Origin of the sequence: Nocardia sp. NPDC057668 (assembly GCF_042799795.1) — a bacterium.
GTDB lineage: Bacteria > Actinomycetota > Actinomycetes > Mycobacteriales > Mycobacteriaceae > Nocardia.
In genome coordinates this window covers 1,548,733-1,567,735 of record NZ_JBHVIC010000001.1, presented here as the reverse complement: position 1 = coordinate 1,567,735, position 19,003 = coordinate 1,548,733, and the positions used below count along the sequence as shown (strand labels likewise).

Sequence of the window (19,003 nt, the reverse complement as noted above, 5' to 3'; positions counted from 1 at the left end):
TAGTTTGTGAAACGTTAGCGTTCATCGACCCCGAGTCTCTGGGGAGATGAACAGGAGTTTCGATGAAGACCAGTGCCAGGCTCGGCCGTGGGATCGGCTGGGGTGTTCAGGTCGCGGCCACCGTCGCGGCCGTCAGTTTCGTGATGGCGCCGAACGCGTCGGCCGATATCACCTCGGTCGACGTGGAAGGGCTCGGCGACGGGGACGCCGTCGTCGGGCAGCTGTACTACCTCACCGCCACCATCGACGCCGAGGACGGGCTGGGGAACAAGCCCGAGGTGACGTTCCTCAACGGGTCCAAGTGCCTGGGCACGGTGACGCTCTCGTCGGCGAGCCAGCAGGCGCGCCTGGCGTGGGTGCCGACCAAGGCCGGGCGGGCCTCGATCTTCGCCAAGCAGGGCTTGGACAAGGACTGGGTCACCATCACCGTGGTCGACGCCCCCGCCGGGAGCAAGCCGGCGCCGCAGCCGAGCAACCCGGGCTGCGCCGCCGGTGAGGGCAGCGTCGACACCGGCAGCGCGGGCTCGTCCTAGCCGCCGGCCGCGTCGGCTCACCGGGGCGGGCGCGGCCACCGGCCGGAACATGATCTCGGGCCCACCCCGCGCGGGGCGGGGGTGGGCGTCCGGGACCCGATCACGGGGCGCGACTGACCGCCGTTCCTCCGGATCTGCCACGCGCTGAACGGGATTGGGGGAGCGTCACGTCCGCACGTGCGTGCGCAGGAACGCGGTCAGGGGCGTCGCCACCGCCCGCGCGTCGTCGATGAACGGCCAATGCCCCAGCCCGTCCAGCACGTGCACCTCGGCCTCGGGGAAGTACCGGCGCTGCTGCTCGGCGAAGCGCACCGGGATGTAGGGATCCCGCGACCCCCAGAGCACGCAGGTCGGCAGCCCGTTCACCTCGATTCCGAGATTGCGCTCAGGAAACGCCCCTGCCGGATCCCGGGACGTTCGATACAGCCGCAGCACCGCGCGCTTGTGCCCCCAATCGGCGTGCCTGCCGACCCGCTCGATGTAGGTGCGCGGTAGTGGCCGGGGATTGTCCCGATTCAGCGCGATATGCATCAGGCGGGGCGAACTCAGCAACTGGAAGAGCTCGCCCAGCATCGGCACCTGCCAGATCCGTGCGTACCGGTGCCACCGATATCCCTCCAGCACACCGCAATCGATCAGTGTCAGACTGCGCAGCCGCGCCCGGTGATCGAGTGCCCAGCGCAGGCCCCACGCCCCGCCGAAATCGTGCAGCACCAGGTGGACTCGCTCGACCCCGAGCTGATCGAGCAGCCGGCCCAGGAACCGCGCGTGCCCGATCACGCTGTGATCGAACGACTTCGGCCGCTGCGCCCGACCGAACCCCGGCATGTCCATGGCGATCACCCGCGCGAAACCGGTTATCTCCGGCACGATCTCGCTCCAGTCCGCCATCGGCCCCGGATTGCCGTGCACGAACACCACCGCCTCCGCGCGATCGCGCGGCCCGCTGTCGAACACCGAACATCGCACACCGTCGACCCACTGATCGCCGCCGATCAACTCCGGTGGTGGTTCCCGCCTGTTCCCGGCCATCGGCCGCCCTCCCCGCGTCGTCCGTCGCCGTCGCGTGCGCCACCGTCCCCGCCCGGTCCGCACCGCCGGCCCTGCGTTCGACCGTACCGGCCCGCGCCGAGTTGCCGCACCCACGATGAACAACGTTGGCGCACAATGGCCTCCGGCCCGTACCGGACCTGTCCCGGATCCGACGTCCCGGCGGAGTGCGCCGGGTTCGCGTCACGACCGATGGCCCCGGCGGACTTGTCGAATTCGACGCTCGCCGCGGTCGGGCGCGCAGAGCGCCGTCCGGAGACGCTCGGTGTGGGAGTGCGGCGGCAAAGGCCGGTGTGACGGCCGAACCCGCCCGCTCACGCGCGAACGCCGGGCGGCTCGGCGCTATCCGGAGGGGGACGTACGGATAGCGGGAACCGCCCGGCGTGTATCGGACCGACGCCTCGTAGACGGCCCGAAGCAGGAGGCGGGCCCGGCCGCGGTGTCCGGCCGAGCCCGGGGTGTGTCAGCTCGCGTAGGCGCGCAGGCGATCCGCGCGCTCGCCCTTGCGGAGCTTGGTCATGACCTCGCGCTCGATCTGGCGCACACGCTCACGGGAGAGCCCGAAGAGCTTGCCGATCTGATCGAGGGTGCGGGGCTGGCCGTCGTCCAGGCCGTAGCGCAGGCGGATGACCTGCTGTTCGCGCTCGTCCAGGGTGGCCAGGACCACGCGCACGTCGCGGTGCAGCAGACCCGCGATGACGGCGCTCTCGGCGGAGGTGGCCTCGGAATCCTCGATGAAGTCACCGAGCGGGGCCTCTTCGTCGTTGCCGACCGGCATGTCCAGGCTCACCGGGTCGCGGCTGTGATCCAGCAGATCGGCGATCTTCTCGACCGGGATGCCGGACTCGTTGGCCAGTTCCGCGTCGGTTGCCTCGCGCCCGAGCTGCTGATGCAGTTCGCGCTTGATGCGGGCCAGCTTGTTGACCTGTTCCACGAGGTGGACGGGGAGCCGGATCGTGCGGCTCTGATCGGCCATACCGCGGGTGATCGCCTGACGGATCCACCAGGTGGCGTACGTCGAGAACTTGAAGCCCTTGGTGTAGTCGAACTTCTCCATGGCCCTGATCAGACCCAGATTGCCCTCTTGAATGAGGTCCAGCAGCGGCATGCCGCGGCCGGTGTACCGCTTGGCCAGTGAGACCACGAGGCGCAGGTTGGCTTCGAGCAGATGCTGACGGGCCGCGCGGCCCTCACGTACGAGTATCGCGAGGTCCTTCTTCTTGACCGCGGACAGCCGCTTGCTCGTCTCCAGCAGGTGCTGAGCGTAGAGGCCCGCCTCGATGCGCTTGGCCAGCTCGACCTCGTCGGCGGCCGTGAGCAGCGCCGTCTTGCCGATTCCGTTCAGGTACACGCGTACCAGGTCGGCAGCGGGGCTCTGGGCGTCGAGGTCCTGTTCGCTGGGGCGCACATAGGTAGTGGCGGGGCTTGTCATGACTTGCCTCCTGTCGGTGGTGTCTCGCTCCGTTCAACGGGCCCGACACCCAGAAAGTTCCCCGCCGGGCCGTTCATAAACCGCATCTGAGCTGCGGTTTTCACGGCGCACGGCTGAGAAGTTCCTGAGAAGCGCGCGATGCGGGGAACACGGGCGCTCCGGCGGTGACGTCCGGTGTCCGTGCGGTTGCCACCGCCGATGCCGAACTGTGGAGCGCGACAATCGAATACGTGATCACGGGCACCGTTCCGCCGCCGTCGTTCGGGGAGTTGGTGCAACGGAGTGGTCGAGTCAGGCATTCCCGAGGTTTCCGGAGTTGAACCCCAAATTGTGATACGTCTCACCGAGAGCTGATAAACACCTGGTCACGGGATGGAAACGGCTCGGCCACCGGGCAGCTGCGCCGGTGGCCGAGGGAGGTGGAGCGTAGAACCCGGGCGGGTTCCGAGGGCTAGCGCGGATGGATGAGGCCGTGCCGGACCAGGCCCACCACGATGCCCAGGGCCGCCGAAATGAATTCGGGCGTGGCCGCGTCGCCGGTCTCGCCGAAGGCCAGCAGCTCGATGAGATCGCGCAGCGGCAGGCCGTCCGGTCGCATACCGGCCAGCAGCGCCGCGGTGGTGTCGTCGGTCTCGTGCTGCCAGCGCGGCCCGTCGCCGCGATGCAGGCGCGCGACCTGCTGCTGCCAGCCCTCGGCGCCGGGCAGGTAGACCCGTTCCAGGGCCGTGGCCGGATCGACCTCGAAGCGGGACGCGAGCACCAGCTCCGGGTCCGTGGCCACCGCGCGCAGCCAGGCCGAGCGCTCGAAATAGCGCAGCGCCTCGGGGCCCAGCGGATCGTCGAAGGCGTGGGTGAGGTCCTCGGCCAGGATTTCGGTGGGCCCGTCGATCGCGCGGAGATAGACGAATCCGAATCCGATGCCGTCCACGTTGTTGACGGCGAGGGCTTCGAGCCAGCGCTCGGCGCGCTCCTGCGCCAGCGGCTCGCGCGGGTCCAGCCCGGCGTCGCGCAGCCAGGTGCCGACGTAGAGGTCGGGATCGGCGATGTCGCGCTGCACCACCCAGGCCTCGATGCCGTGATCGGGCAGCCAGCTCGATACCCGGGTCCGCCAATCCTGGCCGGTCACATGCACCCAGGCGGACAGCATCGCCGCGGTGCCGCCGGGCGCGAGCAGTTCGGGCACCGACGAGATCACCAGTTCGCTGGCCCCGTCCAGGGCCAGGCCGGAATCCCGGTAGGTGTGCTCGATACGGGCCGGGCCGACCACGAACGGGGGATTGGCCACCACCCGGTCGAAACGACGCCCGGCGACCGGCTCGAACCAGGAACCCTCCAGCAGTTCGACGTCGAGGTCGTTGAGGCGTGCGGTGGCCTCGGCCAGCCACAGCGCCCGCTTGTTCACGTCGGTGCCGGTGACCCGCTGCCCGTAGGTCGTGGCGTGCATGGCCTGTACGCCGCAGCCGGTGCCCAGATCCAGCACGGTGCCGACCGGGCTCGTCGGGGTGGCGCGCAGCAGCGACAGTGAGGCCTGCCCGACGCCGAGGACGTGATCGGTGTCGAGCGTGCGCCGGCGCATGGAGTCGTCCAGGTCCGAGAACATCCACTGGGTGCCCGCCCCGAGGTCCATCGGCCGCAGATCCAGGGCGGCGCGCACGTCCGACCCGTCGCGTTCGAGCAGACCGGCCGCGACCGCCCGGGAGATGTCGGCGGGCGCCAGCGCGGCGGCGACCTCGCGCTCGGGCAGTGCGTCGCCGAGCAGCAGCAGGCGGATCAGGGTGCCGAGCTCACCGAGCCCGCGGGCGGCCCGGCGCACCGGCACCGGTTCCTGCCGGCTCAGAGCCGCGTGGGTGGCGGGGCCGAGCGCCTCGAACAGGGTGATGGCGTCGTAGCCGACACGGACGAACGCCGTGCGCAGATCCGGAGCCAGGTCGGCGAGCGGGGACGAGGTGGTCCTCTGATTGGTCGGCATGGCATCGAACTCTGCCACCGCAACCCCGCGGCATCGGCCGGTGGGTCGGGTTCGCCGGTCGGGAAAGCATGCGGGTACGGGTGGGGCGGGGTTGCGCGGTGATCGCGGAGACGGGTCTCCGGGGTGCTTCGGGGGTGTCGCCGCGGGTGTCGTGGGGTGGCTCTGCTCCGGCGTTCGCGGCGGGTGCGCGCGCGGGCGCCGACGGTTCGGAAGGTGTTGGGGCGAGCCGGTTTTCGATCATGGTGCGATGTCGCGCGCGCCCCTCGATCTTTACCGCGGGAAAGGCTGCCGAACGGACCGGGTTGCGGAAAGAGCGGTCCGTCAGGGATATTGGAAAGCACCGATAAACCGTGAGAAAAGCGCCGACAAAAGCTTGTCAAAGCCTCTCTAAAAAGTCCCTAAAACGTATGGGGGACAATTCAAGATCGGTCAATTCGGATCAGAATTGTTGTCACGCAATGCCGTTCGCCGGTGTATGGTTCGATCATGTTCGGCCCCACCGTGCGGTGGGATGATGGCGAGGCGGTGTCATTGGTGGATGTCAACAAGATCCGGATGCGCCGAGTGGCCGCAATTGCGACCGTGCTCGGATTGCTGATATTGATGGTCACCGGTGCGCTCGATCGATTGCTACTCGGTGTTTTCATCGCCGGCGGCCTCGTGCTCGGTGGGCTCAATGCGCAACTCACGTGGATGTCCATTGTGCGCATCACCGATTCGGAAACACCCAGCAAACAAAAGCTGGCGCTGTCGTCCGCGGCCCGGCTGCTCATTCTCACCGGCCTGTCGATCCTGCTCGCCATCGTGACCCGGCCCAACGGCATCGGAATCTTCTTCGGGCTGGCTCTCTTTCAATTGATCCTGGTCCTGCAGACCGCGATCCCCGAAGTGAAAGGGCTCCGGCAGCAGCCATGAGCATTCCAGGCGCCGCGCTGACCCGGCTGACCACATCCGTCGCGCCGCTGGCCCAGCAGGAGGGCGGCGAGTCCAAGATCCACGTCGGCGAGCACGCCGAGGCTCATCTGTTCGGCACCGTGTTCAACGTCGACACCATCGTCTCCACGCTGGTCGCGGCGCTGATCGTGCTGGCGCTGGCCTTCTTCCTGCGCGCGAAGATCACCTCGGGCGTCCCCAACGGCGTGCAGCTGTTCTTCGAGACGGTCACCGTGCAGATGCGCAACCAGGTGGAGAGCGCCATCGGCATGCGGGTCGCGCCCTTCGCGCTGCCGCTCGCGGTGACGCTGTTCGTCTATATCCTGCTGTCGAATTGGCTCTCGGTGCTCCCGGTGCAATACGGCCAGGGTGAACTCGTCAAACCACCGGCCTCGGATGTCAATTTCGTCTACGCGCTGGCGCTCTTCGTATTCCTCTGCTATCAGGGCGCGGGGATATGGCGGCGTGGCGCCGGCGGGCATGCCAAACAATTGCTGAAGGGGCATACCGGCTGGGGTCCCATGGTTTTCATCAACATCATCGAGGAAATCGCCAAACCGCTGTCGCTGTCGCTGCGGCTCTTCGGCAATATGTTCGCCGGTGGCGTGATGCTGTCGGTGATCACGCTTTTCCCGTTCTGGATCAGCTGGGGTCCGAATGCGGCCTGGAAACTCTTCGATCTCTTCGTCGGCCTGATTCAGGCCTTCATATTCTCCCTCCTGACCGTGCTGTATTTCAGCCAGTCGATGTCGCTGGAGGGTGAAAAGCACTGAACGGCACCGCCGTCCGGTGATATTTCTCAAAAGGAAGTGAACAATGGCAGCAGACCCCTCAATCGTCCAGGGCGCGCTCATCGGCGGTGGCATCATCCTGGCGGGCGGCGCCGTCGGTGCGGGCATCGGCGATGGTCTCGCCGGCGCCGCACTGATCAACGGCGTCACCCGCCAGCCCGAGGCGGAAGGCCGTTTGCGCGGCAACTTCTTCCTCACCGTCGGCCTGGTCGAAGCCGCCTACTTCATCAACCTAGCGTTCATGGCATTGTTCGTATTCGCTACACCCGGTCAGTAGGCCGGGATCATGTCTCCGCGAACGGATGTGGTGGCCGCCGGGAACTTCCTGATCCCCAATGGCACCTTCTTCGTCGAGTTGGCGATCTTTCTGATCGTGCTCGGGGTCATCTGGTTCTTCGTCGTCCCGCCGATCCGAAAGGTGCTGGGGGAGCGGGAGGCACGGGTCGAGGAGACCGCGGCGATCAGCAAATCGGCCAACGAGACGTTCGCCGAGGCCAAGGCCCGCTACGACACGGCGCTGGCGGCCGCCCGCGCCGAGGCGGCCGACATCCGCAATCAGGCGCGAGCCGAAGGCCGGGCGATTCTCGAGGAACTCCGCGACGCGGCACAGCGGGAAGCCGATCACATCGTCGCGGAGTCCACGGCGCACCTGCGCGCCGAGGCCGACCAGGTCTCCGCGGAACTCCGTGAAGCAGTGGAACCGCTGGCACAGGACCTGGCCGAACGCATGCTCGGCCTGGCACAGCGACCCAGAACCAGTGCCGGAAACCAGAGAGGACGGGGGTCGTCATGATCCTCAGCACGGGGGTGCTCGCCGCCGGGGGCATCTATCACATCAAGTTCGACTGGCCCGTCTTCTTCAGCCAGCTGTTCGGCTTCGGCGTCATCGTCTGGTTCATGATGAAATACGTTGTCCCGCCGGTGCGCCGGATCATGAACAAGGCGCAGGACACCATCGCGCGGCAGCTCGAGGAGAGCGAGAACGCCGCGGATCGGCTGGTGGAGGCCAAATCGGCCTACGACAGCGCCGTCACCGAGGCCCAGGCCGAACTCGAGCGGATGCGCGCGGACGCCCGCGCCGACGCCGACCGCATCATCGGCCAGATGCGCCAGGCCGCCGCGGCGGAGGTCGAGCGGGTGCGCAGGCAGGGCCGTGATCAGATCCTGCAGTTCCGCAGGCAGCTCATGCGGGATCTGGAGGCGGACCTGTCGGCCGCCATGCTCGCGCTGACCGAGGAGAAGGTGCGCGAACACGCGGGCGCTCCGCAGGCCAGGTCCGAGAGCATCGAGCGTTTCCTCAATGATCTGGAGGTGCTGGCGAATTCGGCGCCGGCCGAGCAGCGGCGGCTGCCCGGCCCCAACTGAATCAGGACGGTTCCCGGCCGGTCAGGCAGTAGGGCTGACCGGCGGGGTCCGTCATGACGATCCAGCTCTTGCCGTGCTCCACCCGGGTCGCGCCCAGCCGCTGATGCCAGGCGGCGGTGGCCTCGATGTCGGTGCAGGCCAGATCGACGTGCGCCGAGGTCGGCCGGTCCGTGCCGAGGCGCTGCAGGAGCAAGCCGATCGGCAGCGCCGAATCCGGCCGCAGTCGCGAATACTCCGGCAGCGTGCTCGAATGCATTGTCCACCCGGTCAATTCGGTCCAGAACCGCACCTCGTCCGCGTGATCGGACGGCCCGATGTCGAGGCAGATCTGATCCAGGCGGCTGATCTCCCCGCCGGGGCCTGCGGTCGCGGGGGACCGTTCGCCCGGTTCGCGCTGCGCGGGGGTGAAACAGAAGATCATGCCGTGCGGGGATCGCAGCACCGTGTAGACCGGGTGCTCGAGCACCACGCTCGCGCCCAGCGTCACCGCGCGCCCGGCCGCGGCCCGGACGTCGTCCACATCGAGGTCCATGTGCACGCGCGTCCCGCTCGCCACCGCCTGCATCTTGACCGTCGGCGACCCGGAATCCGGTAGCAGCGTGACGAATTCGGAATTCTCGCCGCGCGCGGGCGAGAGGCGAGTATCGGTGACCGCGGTCCAGAATCGCGCGCATTCGTCGAATTGCGCGGCGGGCCGGTCGAGGAAGGCCCAGATCCAGCGAATTGTCATGCGGTCTCCCAGTGTTCGCGAAATGTCTTGCGGTAGGCCAGCGGCGGCACGCCGAGTTCGGCGCGCATGTGGTGCCGCAGCACGGCCGCCGTGCCCATGCCCGCGCCGCGGGCCACCTCGTCGATGGCCAGATCGGTGCTCTCCAGCAGGTGGCGGGCATGACGGAGGCGCTGCTGCAGCACCCAGGCCCCGGGCGCCATGCCGGTCTCGGCCTTGAACCGTCGGGTGAAGGTCCGCACGCTCATATGGGCGTGCGCGGCCAGGGTGGCCAGATCCAGATCGTGATCGAGGTGGTGCAGCGCCCACAGGCGGGTCGGGGCGGTGCCGTCCACGCCGGGCTCGGGGACCTGGCGTTCGATGAACTGGGACTGCCCGCCCTCGCGCCACGGCGGGACCACGCAGTACCGGGCGGCGTGATTGGCCACGGCGCTGCCGTGGTCGGTGCGGATCAGGTGCAGGCACAGGTCGATACCGGCCGCCAAACCCGCTGCGGTCCAGATGTTCTCGTCCTGCACGAACAACAGGTTCTCATCGAGATGGACCCGGGGATAGAGGGAGCGGAACATCTCGGCGAACTTCCAGTGGGTGGTGGCGCGCCTGCCGTCCAGCAGCCCGGCCGCGCCGAGCACGAACGCGCCGGTACAGATGGAGACGATGCGCGCGCCGGGCCGGATGGTGTCCAGGGCCGCGGCGAGGCCGGGGTCCAGCAGGCCCTGGGTGCGGGGCCCCGCTATCCGGGTGCCGGGCACGATCACGGTGTCCGCGCGGGCCAGGAGCTCGGGGCCGAACTCGGGCACGATCGCGTAGCCGTTGGTGGAAAGCACGGCGTCCGTGCTCAATCCGCACACGTGCACGTCGTAGAGCGGGTCGCCCGCCTCGTCCCGGGCCGCGCCGAGGATCAGCGGCGGGATGGTCATGTCGAAGCCGACGATCGGCTCCAGCGCCAGCACGGCCACCAGGTGTGGTGTGGCCACGGCGGGCCTCCTCTCGCGGTGTTGGCCGGATATCGATGCATTGTGTCATTCAGGCCACTCGTGCGCGAGCCGCATATCGGTCAGGCTCGACCGGTGAGCGAACTGCGAGACGACCCGGCCCTCGAATCGGTGCCCGGGCCAACGGCACTCGACGGCGTGCCGGACGCGGCGAACCGAGAACCCGCGGCCTCGACCGGGGCGAGCGCGGCGACGCGGCCGGGCCCGGGGCGGCCGGCGGCGGTCGCCGAGACGGGGGAGGTCGCCGCACCGGCGGGCACGCGAGCCGGGATCAGCACTCGCGTCTCGAACTCCGCGGCCCGTTCGCGCGGCGGGCTGCATCCGGCGTGGATCGTGGCCGCCGTCGCCTTCGTCGCGCTGGTCGGTGCCGCCGCGTTCCGCTCGGTGCCCGGGGTGCTCATGGCCCCGCTGCACGACGAGTTCGGCTGGTCGCACGGCACCATCGGGGCCGCGGTCTCGGTGAATGTGCTGCTGTACGGACTCATTTCGCCGTTCGCCGCCGCCCTGATGGATCGGTTCGGGATCCGCCGGGTGGTGGCCTGCGCGCTGGTGCTGGTGGCGGCGGGCGCGGGGCTGACGGTCTTCATGACCCAGGCGTGGCAGCTCATGGTGACCTGGGGGCTGCTGGTCGGGGTCGGCGTCGGGTCGATGTCCATGCCGTTCGTGGCGACCATCACCGGGCGCTGGTTCGTCAAACAGCGCGGGCTGGTCACCGGCGTGCTCACCGCGGCGGGGGCGGCGGGGCAGCTGGTGTTCCTGCCGCTGGTCGCGGCGCTGGCCAACGATCACGGCTGGCGCGCACCGTCTCTGGTGGTGGCGGGGCTGGCGCTGGCGGTGGTGCCGCTGGTGTGGTTCTTCATCCGCGACTATCCCGGCGATATGGGCGTGGCCGCGTACGGGGCCGAGCCCGGCAGCACGGTGGGGGTCCGCAATCCCGCGCCCGGCGGTGCGCTGCGCGCGCTCACCGTGCTCGGAACAATCGTGCGCAAGCCCGTATTCTGGCTGCTGGCAGGTGGTTTCGCCATCTGCGGGATGTCGACCAACGGGCTCATCGGCACGCATTTCGTCAGCGCCGCCCACGATCACGGCATGCCCGCCACGACGGCGGCCGGGCTGCTCGCGCTCATCGGGGTGTTCGATGTCGCGGGGACCATCGCCTCGGGATGGTTCACCGACCGCGTGGATTCGCGCTACCTGCTGGTCGCGTACTACTCGCTGCGCGGGCTGTCGCTGCTGATCCTGCCCGCGCTCTTCGCGCCCGACGTGGAGCCGAGCATGTGGGCGTTCGTGATCTTCTACGGGCTGGACTGGATCGCGACCGTGCCGCCCACCGTGGCGCTGTGCCGCGCGCACTTCGGCGACGACGGGCCCGTCGCGTTCGGCTGGATCTTCGCCTCGCACCAGGTGGGTGCGGCGATCGCGGCGTTCGGTGCGGGCGTGATCCGCGACCTGCAGGGCAGCTACACCCTGGCCTGGTACATCGCGGGCGGGCTGTGCGCGCTGGCGGCGGTCCTGTCGCTGAGTATCCGGCGTGCCCCGGCGGCGGTCTGAGGGTCCGGGGCCGTCCGGTCAGGATTCGATGGTGCGGTGCGAGCGGGCTTCCAGGGCGGCCTGGTCCTCGCGCCGGCCGTCCCAGCGGCTCGGCTCCTCCTTGGTGCGCGGCGGCCGGTCGTTGGCGATCAGCACGGCGATCCACGGCAGCGGAATCGAGACGCCGATGATCAGCAGCGAGATGACCCAGTTCTCCCACAGGGTGTAGGCGATCGCCGCGCCGACCAGGCATGGGATCCGGAAGGCCATGATCATCATGTAGCGCCGGACGCGATTGCGATGCTGCTGCTCGAGCGAGGTCGCGGCCTCGGTGATCAGCGCCGGGTGGTCCTTCTCACCGGTGAAGAAACCCTGCGATTTCCGCTCCGGCATCGGAATCGACCCGGCGGGGAGAATTTCGGCCTCGGGGCGCTCGCCGCCGCCGGCCTCGGCCTGAGAATCGCCGTCACGCTGCATAACCTCGAGTCTTGCACTCCGGCTCGCCGAATGCACATGACGGTGGTAGAGGTGAAGCGCGGGCGCGGGGCTGGCATCATGGACGGGGTGAGCACAGACACCCTGGTCCGGCCGGATACGACCACCGACGAGACGACCTCCGACGACACGCCCAAGGTCTTCCACTATGTGAAGAAGAACAAGATCGCCGAAAGCGCGGTCATGGGCACCCACGTCGTGGCCCTCTGCGGCGAGGTCTTCCCGGTGACGCGCTCGGCCAAGCCCGGCTCCCCGGTGTGCCCGGACTGCAAGAAGGTCTACGAAATGATGAAGAAGTGATGCGCTTCCAACTCTGACAGTTCACGACAGCTGCGGAGGTACGGAGGTGGCTATTCCGAGCGGCTAACAATCCGTGCCGGGATGCCGTGTTCGCGGCACAGAGCGAGCAGTCCACTACCGTCGATCAGGTCGAGTCGCTTGCCGTTGGCGAACTCGTAGCTGTCGGGGCCGTAACCCGAGGTGGTGATCATGATCCCCTTGGTCGCACCCTCGTGATCCACCGTTCCCCACAGGTCGCGGACGTGGGTCGGCCGGACCGTCTTGGTGAACAGTTTCGCCTGCACGATGTATTTTCCGCCGATCATCGGACGGGTGTCATAGGCGACGCAGTCGACCCCGCCGCCAGCGCTGGACGAGAACAACTTGGTCTCGAACCCCATCCTGGTGAAGAGATTGTGAACGAACGCCTCGAATTCGGTTGGGCTGAGCTCCAACAGGTTCGGGCGTTGGTCGATGTCGGAGAGAATGTCGATCGGATCGACGATCCGTGGGTCGGCCATGTCGAAGGTCATCACGGGATCGACGGCAATCAGTTCGTCTGGGTGCGGCGATATCCTCGCGAAGAAGTGCTTGTGCACGCACTCGACCGGATTGAACTTCGGCTCGTCGAGGACCAGCGGTGTGAACTGGTCTCGGGTTGCTCGCATACTGATCAGGTAGGGCTCGATCCGTTGCCCTGTCACCGAGTCGACTCCTCGAACCCTGCCCATGAACGCCACCGTGCTGACGTGTTCAGTCGAGGTGACTGCGAACGCCTCACGTACCGATCGCAGGGCCACCTGTGCGATGAGGCGTTGATAGATTTCGCGAATCTCCTTGAGGGGCCGCGGAACCGGTTCGACGGCCTTCCGTGTCTTGATGTGGCGGTAGGACTTGTAGGCGGGAACGACTTCCACGGGCGGGAGGAAACATTCGACCGCCAAGAGGTTCGACTCGGGGACATAGCCCGCACGGTGAGTGACCGAACAACTGTAATAGGGGGATTCCGAGAGGACTAGTTCGACGTAGTCGCTCACCGCGTGCCGATCCCTGTTCTCCAGTCCTTGGAGCCACTCGTCGATGCGTTCGTTCTCTGCGGCGGCCACCCGCTCGGCCTCTCCGACGCGCTGTTCGTGCTCCTGTCGCGCCCGCGCGATCTGTTCGCGCCGCACCGCCTCCTTTCGCTGATGGTCGTCTTGTGCCCAGGCGAACTGTTGTTGCGCCAACTGCAGTTCCTCGTCATAACGCTTGGCACCACCGAGGATCCGCTTCATCCTGCTCGGTTCGACCGGCTCGGACCACTCGGGTGCTGGCAGCGGTCGCTCGAGACTGCCGAGATTCAACGGTGGAACATCCACGCGAGGACGACGACGGTTCAGATCGATCGCCGGCTCCCGGCTTAGTGACCAGCGCAGCAGATTTTCCAGGTCCGAAGTCTGCTCTTCGAGCGTCCGGGTTCGTTCGGTTGCCTGTCGGTCTCGCGCCTCCGCTGCGGCTTGCACCCGCTCGCGCTCCAGTTGCCGCGCGGTCCGCCGATCGAACTGCGAGTTCGGGTCATAGGAACCGTAGGTCACGATCGCCCCCTCGACCAGTTGTGAAGTCTCTATCGAAAACGGTAACCCCGTCGCAGATCTGCGACAAGCATTGACTCACAAGCGAATTCGCATCGATCATCGCGGCTTACCTGCTACCCTCCCCTCACGGCATGTATGCCTTCGACACCGAGGGGGTTCGAGCAGTGGCAACTCAAGATGTTCGTATACTGATCGAAGGCGCACGCGACGGCGAGCAGCAGCTGATTTCCCTGCGTCGATGGCTCACGGCAGAGGATGAATTCCGGGGTCGCGTTCGCTTCGAGGAAAAAGCCGTCAAACCCGGTGAGATGGGCGGATTCGCGGATGCCCTCATTGTGGCGGTTGGCAGCGGGGGTGCTTTGACGGTCCTGTCGAGTTCGATCCAAACCTGGTTGCAGCAGCAGCGGTCGAAGGTATCCATCACCGTTGCCAACTCGAATGGCGATTCTGTGTGTATCACCGCCGAAGGACCGGCCGCTAACGCCGTGGTGTCACGACTGCAGGAATGAAACTCGCGAATCCCCTTCGGTCTCGAGCGATCCTCGTAGGAGTCGCGAAGTATCGGTTTCTGCCGCCACTTCCGACGACCATGAACAATCTTGACGACCTGGCGTCATCTCTGTGCGATGACGATCTCTGGGGACTGCCGAAATCTCATTGTGCTGTGGTGCGCGACCCAGATTCGCAGGAACGAGTGCTCCACACCCTGTACGACGCGGTAGAGCAGGCCGAAGACACGCTCATCCTGTACTTCACCGGTCACGGACTCAAGGATGCCGACACGGGCGAGTTGTTGCTCGGGCTCACCGGTTCGATGCAGGGCCGTGCGTATACGACGCTGGCCTACGATCATATTCGGCGCGCCTTGCACGAGGCTCGTGCACCACGGCGAGTGGTGGTGCTCGACTGCTGTTACAGCGGTCAGGCGATCGCCGGCATGTCCGATCCGGCGTCCGTGGTGGTCGACGAGGTCAGCGCTGAGGGGACGTTCGTGCTCGCGGCGGCACCCGAGAACAAGCAGGCGCTTGCTCCGGAGGGTGAGTTTCACACGGCCTTCACCGGCGAGCTGATCAGGCTCATCCGATCCGGCCTGGACGACGGATCCGAATTCGTCTCGCTGCAGCAGGTTTTCACCCACACCCGACGGGAACTGATCGCCAAGTCACGACCGCGGCCGCAGATGCGCACCAGGAATACCATCGGAGACCTCGCCCTAGTGCGCAATCGACAATGGAAACAGGCGCGACCGGCCGAACCGCCTGAACCGCCCTCTGTCACACCGCGGTCGATCGTTTCCTCGAACTCTGATGATGAAGCCGGCAACGCTCGTGCGTCGACTGTCTCGAATCGCATCGTGCTGCTCATCGAGCACTTGGGGACGAGTGCGCCGATCGGCACTGTAGAAACACTGAAAGCCTTTGGCATCAAGCATAATTCGGTTGCCAGCCTGGCGGTGGTTGTCGACGCGTCGATTGCGTCGGCCATTCGTCGCGCAATATCCGCGCAGCTCGACGATCCTGGTTTGGCCGAGGTCCAAATGGCGCTGACGAGCGGTGACATCCGCGCTGCTGCCGCCCACCTTGTCGCGGTCCCCGCCCGTCGGCGCTACGGCCGCGAACGATCCCGATCGTTCTATCAAGAGATCATCGATGACAGTCGCAACGTCGTCTTTGGTCTGGTGACCCAATACGCCGACTGGATCAACGAATCCGACGATCCGATGGGCGCCTGGCTCGCGATCTCCCACAAACACTCTCTTTGAAAGCGCGGCCGGGACCGCAGTACCCAGCGGCCCGTCAGTGTGTAGCCGGGTCCCGGGTCGGACACGTCCGCAGACCGTGTGCTCGGCTCACGGCGCGGTAGGCGGTTCCTCGGCCGCGCCGTCGGCCGTCGCGCGCAGCAGGCTTCTGGCGTGTTCGGAGCCGTCGAGCGCGCGGGTCACCCGCCGATCGATTCGCCAGCCGCTCGCGGTCCTGGCCAACCGGAAGTGGTTCGCACCCGCCCGCCACACCGAGAAGCGGCCGTCCCGATGCCGGACCAGCAGTGATTCACACACCGCCTCGGCGGCGTCGCCGTGCACCGTGACGTGCACCGGACCGAGGAAATGCGCCGAGCCGGCCGCGATGAGCGACTGGTGCGCGGGGGACTCGACCATCGCGTGTATCTGGCTCCGGTCGCGCATATGCCAGCCTTCGACGTCGTATTCGCCGTCCTCGGTCCACAATTCGGCGACCGCCTGTGCCGCACCGGCATCGACCAGCGGCCCGTACGCGGCGATCAGCCGGGTGATGGCCAGCTCGTCCTCCACCCGCGACAGCCGGGATTCCAGGGCGGCGAGCCGTTCTTCGAGCATCGGAGTTCCTTCCTCGGTAGGGCCCGCGACGGCGGGTTTCGGCGGTTCGGGTCGTGCGGTCATCGCGCCGCCCGTTCGGGCAATCCCATGAGCCGTCGCATCCCGCGGTCGGCGCGCAGCACCGCGGCCGCCCGATCGGGATCGTTGCGTGCCCGCGCCCCGGCCTCGTTTCCGGAAACGATATGCACCGGACCGTGCGCCAGTCGTGAAAGTCCTTCGCGTGCAACATCATCCGGCTCGGATACCGGCAGGCCCGGTACATCGAAGTTCAGGCCGGCCCGTTCCATCGCCGGTGTTCGCGTGACGCCGAGCACCAGGTCCAGGACATCGACCCCGAATTCGCTCAGTTCGAGCCACAGGCTTTCGGCGAATATCCGCCCGAACGCCTTCACCCCGCCGTACACGGTGTGATGCTGGGACCCCAGATACCCGGCCAGCGATCCGACCATCAGAATTCCGCCCCGCCCACGGGTTTTCATCGCGCCGCCGAAGTGATGGATCAACCCGAGCGGCGCGGTGATGTTCAGGTCGATGACCCGCTGGAAAGCATCCAGATCGCCGTCCACGAACGGCGCGCCGTGGGTGTTCGCGCCCGCGTTGAGGATCAGCAGGCCGACCTCCAGATCCGAAGCCGCCGCGGTGATCTCGCGTACCGCGCCGGGGGCGGTCAGATCGATCGCGAGGGTGCGTACCTCGACGCCGTGCGCGCGGCACTCCGCGGCGGTCGCCTCGAGTGGCTCGGCCCGCCGGGCGACCAGCAGCGGGGAGATGCCCGCCCGTGCCAGCTCCAGCGCCAGCGAGCGCCCCACACCCTCGGATCCGCCGATGACCACGGACCACGGCCCGTATCGGAGCGGGTCGAGACCGTTCATCGTGGCTCCCTCGGGACCGGGATCGAAATATGACACCTCCCGTTCTACAAACTTCCGCGCCGAAAAGCTAGAGTGAATTCTAGTTTTCGAGCGGAGGTGGGCCCGTGCCCCGAATTTCACAGGACCGCGCGCTCGGGCGCGTCTCCACCGCCAGGCAGATCGAGCGGCAGCGGGCGATTCTGGTCGCGGCCGCGCGCATCGGCGCGCGGCACGGGCTGGAACGCGTTCAGATGAGCGAGGTCGCCCAGTCCGCCGGCGTGGCCCTCGGGACGCTCTACCGCTACTACCCGTCCAAGCATCACCTGTTCGCGGCGGTACTCGACGACGCGGTTCGGGAACTGCCCTCCGTCGCAACGGTTCCGGAGGACCCGATCACGGGAGCGGCGGACTTCCTGCGCCGGACCGTCGGGGAGCTACTGCGCAATCCACTACTCGCGCGCGCGATGCTGTTGTCCGTCAACGCGATCCGCGCGCAGGATGGGAGCGCCGCCCAGGACCCGTCCGGGAAATCCTCCGGCACAGTGGCTCCCGAAGCCGACCAGATCATGCCCGCGCGCATTCTCGCCGCGGCGGGGATCGTCGCACCGTCCGCGGAGGATCATCGCCTGGCGCGGCTGCTCGAACAGTGCGTGTACGGCATTCTCACCTGGACCGTCGCCGGTCGCCTGGACGTCGGCCAAGCGGTCGCGGACATCGACCGAGCCTGCGAACTCCTGCTGGCCCCGTGGTCGCGCCCGGCCGGTGGGGAGCAGGCGCGGGGCTCGGCGGCCGACGCCACCGGATTCCAGGGTTCGCCGACGTAGCCGGGGCAGATCGGCTGGACGGTTCTCGGTCGCCCGGACGCCGGCCGAACGGTCGCGGTCATCGACCGAGCCGGCCGTCGCCGCCCCGGAACGCACGCGGCGCCCGAATCGCTTCGGGCGCCGCGTGTATCGCGCACTCAGTAGGTGTAGAAACCCCGGCCGGTCTTGCGGCCCAGGTAGCCGGCGTCGACCATCCGGCGCAGCAGCACCGGCGGCGCGTACTGGGGCTCGCCGAACTCGGCGTGGAGGGACTCGGCAACGGCGAGGGTGACGTCCAAACCGACCGTGTCGCACAGGCGCAGCGGGCCCATGGGGTGAGCGCAGCCGCTGACCATGCCCTCGTCGATGTCCTCGGCGGAGGCGAAGCCGGTCTCGAACATCCGGATCGCGCTGCACAGGTACGGGATCAGCAGGGCGTTGACGATGAAGCCCGCCTGGTCCTTCGACTCGATGGTGCGCTTGCCCAGCACGTCGCGGGCGTAGGCGGTGACCTTGTCCACGACCTCGCGGTCGGTCTTGAGGGTCACCACGATCTCGACCAGCGGCAGCACCGGCACCGGGTTGAAGAAGTGCACGCCCACCACGCGGGCCGGGTTGGCGGTGGCGTTGGCCAGCCGGATCACCGGGATCGAGGAGGTGTTGGTGGCCAGAATGGTCTCGGGGGAGACGATGGCGTCGAGCTTGGTGAAGAAGTCGGCCTTGAGCGACTCGATCTCCGGGGCGGCCTCGATGACCAGCTCGCGGTCCGCGAAGTCGTCGATGGCGGTGGTGAGGGTGATCCGCGCCCGGGCGGCGTCGGCGTCGGCCTGCTCGAGCCGGCCGGACTTCACCGCCCGCGCCAGGGACTTCTCGATGCGCGTCACGGCGGCGTCGGCCGCCTCGGTGTCGCGTTCGAGAACCAGGACCGAGCTGCCGTTACGGGCAGCCACCTCGGCGATACCGGCACCCATGGTGCCGCCGCCGATCACGCCGATGCGTTCCACTATCGATTTCTCCTCGCACTCAGACAATTCGCACGACCATCTTGCTCGACCCACCCCGGCCGACCTTCCATCGGGCGTTGATTGTGAGGTCGGCCACGGCGGCCGACGTCGTCGGAACGGTCCTGCCTTCGGGGTCCTGCCCGCGCGCGGTCGCCATCCGGGAGTGGTCCTGTGCGTCGGCCCCGGTCTGCCCCGCCGCTCTTTCGGGCCCGTCGCGATCTCGTGCGCGATCGCCGATCCGGAGCTCGAACCGACCCCGGGCCGCGACCGGGTTCGCGGACCGCGGGCCGAGTGGATCGGCCCGCGGTGGGTAGGCGGG

Annotated in this window: 21 protein-coding genes; 11 read left to right on the top strand and 10 right to left on the bottom strand. The window is 67.8% G+C overall.

Annotation, left to right across the window (positions count from 1 at the left end):
* The first annotated feature begins 62 nt into the window (after window positions 1–62).
* The gene (locus tag ACFVBH_RS07215) at window positions 63–533 is read left to right on the top strand and encodes a hypothetical protein (RefSeq protein WP_379000564.1); all 471 of its coding nucleotides are present in this window, start codon (window positions 63–65) and stop codon (window positions 531–533) included.
* A gap of 165 nt (window positions 534–698) precedes the next feature.
* On the opposite strand, the gene ACFVBH_RS07210 is transcribed toward ACFVBH_RS07215, so the two are convergent.
* The 3 genes from ACFVBH_RS07210 to ACFVBH_RS07200 form a co-directional block, all read right to left on the bottom strand.
* Window positions 699–1,565, bottom strand: coding sequence for an alpha/beta fold hydrolase (locus tag ACFVBH_RS07210; RefSeq protein ID WP_379000562.1), 867 nt, complete (start codon window positions 1,563–1,565; stop codon window positions 699–701).
* 481 nt (window positions 1,566–2,046) lie between these two features.
* Entirely contained in the window at window positions 2,047–3,015 is a 969-nt protein-coding gene (locus tag ACFVBH_RS07205; RefSeq protein ID WP_354987040.1) for a sigma-70 family RNA polymerase sigma factor, read from the bottom strand.
* Between the two features lie 451 nt (window positions 3,016–3,466).
* Window positions 3,467–4,984, bottom strand: a complete 1,518-nt coding sequence (locus ACFVBH_RS07200; RefSeq protein WP_379000560.1) for a methyltransferase — start codon at window positions 4,982–4,984, stop codon at window positions 3,467–3,469.
* A 486-nt stretch (window positions 4,985–5,470) separates the two neighbouring features.
* Here ACFVBH_RS07200 and ACFVBH_RS07195 point away from each other — a divergent pair, with 486 nt between their 5' ends.
* The 5 genes from ACFVBH_RS07195 to ACFVBH_RS07175 are packed head-to-tail and all read left to right on the top strand — an operon-like array spanning window position 5,471 to window position 8,073.
* On the top strand, window positions 5,471–5,899 hold the full coding sequence (locus ACFVBH_RS07195; RefSeq protein ID WP_379000558.1) for a hypothetical protein: 429 nt from the start codon (window positions 5,471–5,473) through the stop codon (window positions 5,897–5,899).
* Complete coding sequence (atpB, locus tag ACFVBH_RS07190) at window positions 5,896–6,690, top strand: F0F1 ATP synthase subunit A (RefSeq protein ID WP_354987043.1); 795 nt, start codon at window positions 5,896–5,898, stop codon at window positions 6,688–6,690. Before ACFVBH_RS07195 ends, atpB begins: the two co-directional genes overlap by 4 nt.
* 43 nt (window positions 6,691–6,733) lie before the next feature.
* Window positions 6,734–6,985, top strand: a complete 252-nt coding sequence (locus ACFVBH_RS07185) for a F0F1 ATP synthase subunit C (RefSeq protein WP_354987044.1) — start codon at window positions 6,734–6,736, stop codon at window positions 6,983–6,985.
* A 9-nt stretch (window positions 6,986–6,994) separates the two neighbouring features.
* Entirely contained in the window at window positions 6,995–7,501 is a 507-nt protein-coding gene (locus ACFVBH_RS07180) for a F0F1 ATP synthase subunit B (RefSeq protein WP_354987045.1), read from the top strand.
* Window positions 7,498–8,073 (top strand): hypothetical protein, encoded by a 576-nt coding sequence (locus tag ACFVBH_RS07175; RefSeq protein ID WP_354987046.1) that lies wholly within the window; start codon window positions 7,498–7,500, stop codon window positions 8,071–8,073. Before ACFVBH_RS07180 ends, ACFVBH_RS07175 begins: the two co-directional genes overlap by 4 nt.
* Window position 8,074: 1 nt before the next feature.
* On the opposite strand, the gene ACFVBH_RS07170 is transcribed toward ACFVBH_RS07175, so the two are convergent.
* Window positions 8,075–8,803, bottom strand: coding sequence for a VOC family protein (locus ACFVBH_RS07170; protein ID WP_379000553.1), 729 nt, complete (start codon window positions 8,801–8,803; stop codon window positions 8,075–8,077).
* The gene (locus ACFVBH_RS07165; RefSeq protein WP_379000551.1) at window positions 8,800–9,777 is read right to left on the bottom strand and encodes a GlxA family transcriptional regulator; all 978 of its coding nucleotides are present in this window, start codon (window positions 9,775–9,777) and stop codon (window positions 8,800–8,802) included. The genes ACFVBH_RS07170 and ACFVBH_RS07165 overlap by 4 nt, the downstream gene beginning before the upstream one ends.
* Window positions 9,778–10,065: 288 nt before the next feature.
* On the opposite strand from ACFVBH_RS07165, the gene ACFVBH_RS07160 reads away from it, so the two are divergent.
* Window positions 10,066–11,346 carry an MFS transporter gene (locus ACFVBH_RS07160; RefSeq protein WP_379001629.1) on the top strand — a complete coding sequence of 427 codons (1,281 nt, stop codon included), beginning with the start codon at window positions 10,066–10,068 and terminating at the stop codon, window positions 11,344–11,346.
* A gap of 18 nt (window positions 11,347–11,364) precedes the next feature.
* Here ACFVBH_RS07160 and ACFVBH_RS07155 read toward each other — a convergent pair whose 3' ends face one another.
* Window positions 11,365–11,718, bottom strand: a complete 354-nt coding sequence (locus ACFVBH_RS07155; RefSeq protein WP_354987085.1) for a DUF3099 domain-containing protein — start codon at window positions 11,716–11,718, stop codon at window positions 11,365–11,367.
* Window positions 11,719–11,889: 171 nt separating this feature from the next.
* Here ACFVBH_RS07155 and ACFVBH_RS07150 point away from each other — a divergent pair, with 171 nt between their 5' ends.
* Window positions 11,890–12,120, top strand: coding sequence for a DUF3039 domain-containing protein (locus tag ACFVBH_RS07150; RefSeq protein ID WP_379000549.1), 231 nt, complete (start codon window positions 11,890–11,892; stop codon window positions 12,118–12,120).
* Window positions 12,121–12,170: 50 nt separating this feature from the next.
* Here the strand turns inward: ACFVBH_RS07150 and ACFVBH_RS07145 are convergent, their stop codons facing one another.
* Entirely contained in the window at window positions 12,171–13,673 is a 1,503-nt protein-coding gene (locus tag ACFVBH_RS07145) for a restriction endonuclease (protein ID WP_379000547.1), read from the bottom strand.
* A 131-nt stretch (window positions 13,674–13,804) separates the two neighbouring features.
* On the opposite strand from ACFVBH_RS07145, the gene ACFVBH_RS07140 reads away from it, so the two are divergent.
* Together ACFVBH_RS07140 and ACFVBH_RS07135 are read left to right on the top strand one after the other, a co-directional pair.
* Entirely contained in the window at window positions 13,805–14,182 is a 378-nt protein-coding gene (locus ACFVBH_RS07140; RefSeq protein WP_379000545.1) for a hypothetical protein, read from the top strand.
* Window positions 14,179–15,435, top strand: a complete 1,257-nt coding sequence (locus tag ACFVBH_RS07135) for a caspase domain-containing protein (protein WP_379000543.1) — start codon at window positions 14,179–14,181, stop codon at window positions 15,433–15,435. Before ACFVBH_RS07140 ends, ACFVBH_RS07135 begins: the two co-directional genes overlap by 4 nt.
* 87 nt (window positions 15,436–15,522) lie before the next feature.
* Here ACFVBH_RS07135 and ACFVBH_RS07130 read toward each other — a convergent pair whose 3' ends face one another.
* Both ACFVBH_RS07130 and ACFVBH_RS07125 read right to left on the bottom strand, forming a co-directional pair.
* Entirely contained in the window at window positions 15,523–16,026 is a 504-nt protein-coding gene (locus ACFVBH_RS07130; RefSeq protein WP_379000541.1) for a nuclear transport factor 2 family protein, read from the bottom strand.
* Between the two features lie 59 nt (window positions 16,027–16,085).
* Entirely contained in the window at window positions 16,086–16,898 is an 813-nt protein-coding gene (locus ACFVBH_RS07125) for an SDR family NAD(P)-dependent oxidoreductase (RefSeq protein WP_379000539.1), read from the bottom strand.
* 104 nt (window positions 16,899–17,002) lie between these two features.
* On the opposite strand from ACFVBH_RS07125, the gene ACFVBH_RS07120 reads away from it, so the two are divergent.
* On the top strand, window positions 17,003–17,701 hold the full coding sequence (locus tag ACFVBH_RS07120) for a TetR family transcriptional regulator (protein WP_379000537.1): 699 nt from the start codon (window positions 17,003–17,005) through the stop codon (window positions 17,699–17,701).
* Between the two features lie 137 nt (window positions 17,702–17,838).
* Here the strand turns inward: ACFVBH_RS07120 and ACFVBH_RS07115 are convergent, their stop codons facing one another.
* Window positions 17,839–18,684 (bottom strand): 3-hydroxybutyryl-CoA dehydrogenase, encoded by an 846-nt coding sequence (locus ACFVBH_RS07115; RefSeq protein WP_354987052.1) that lies wholly within the window; start codon window positions 18,682–18,684, stop codon window positions 17,839–17,841.
* Window positions 18,685–19,003 lie beyond the last annotated feature (319 nt).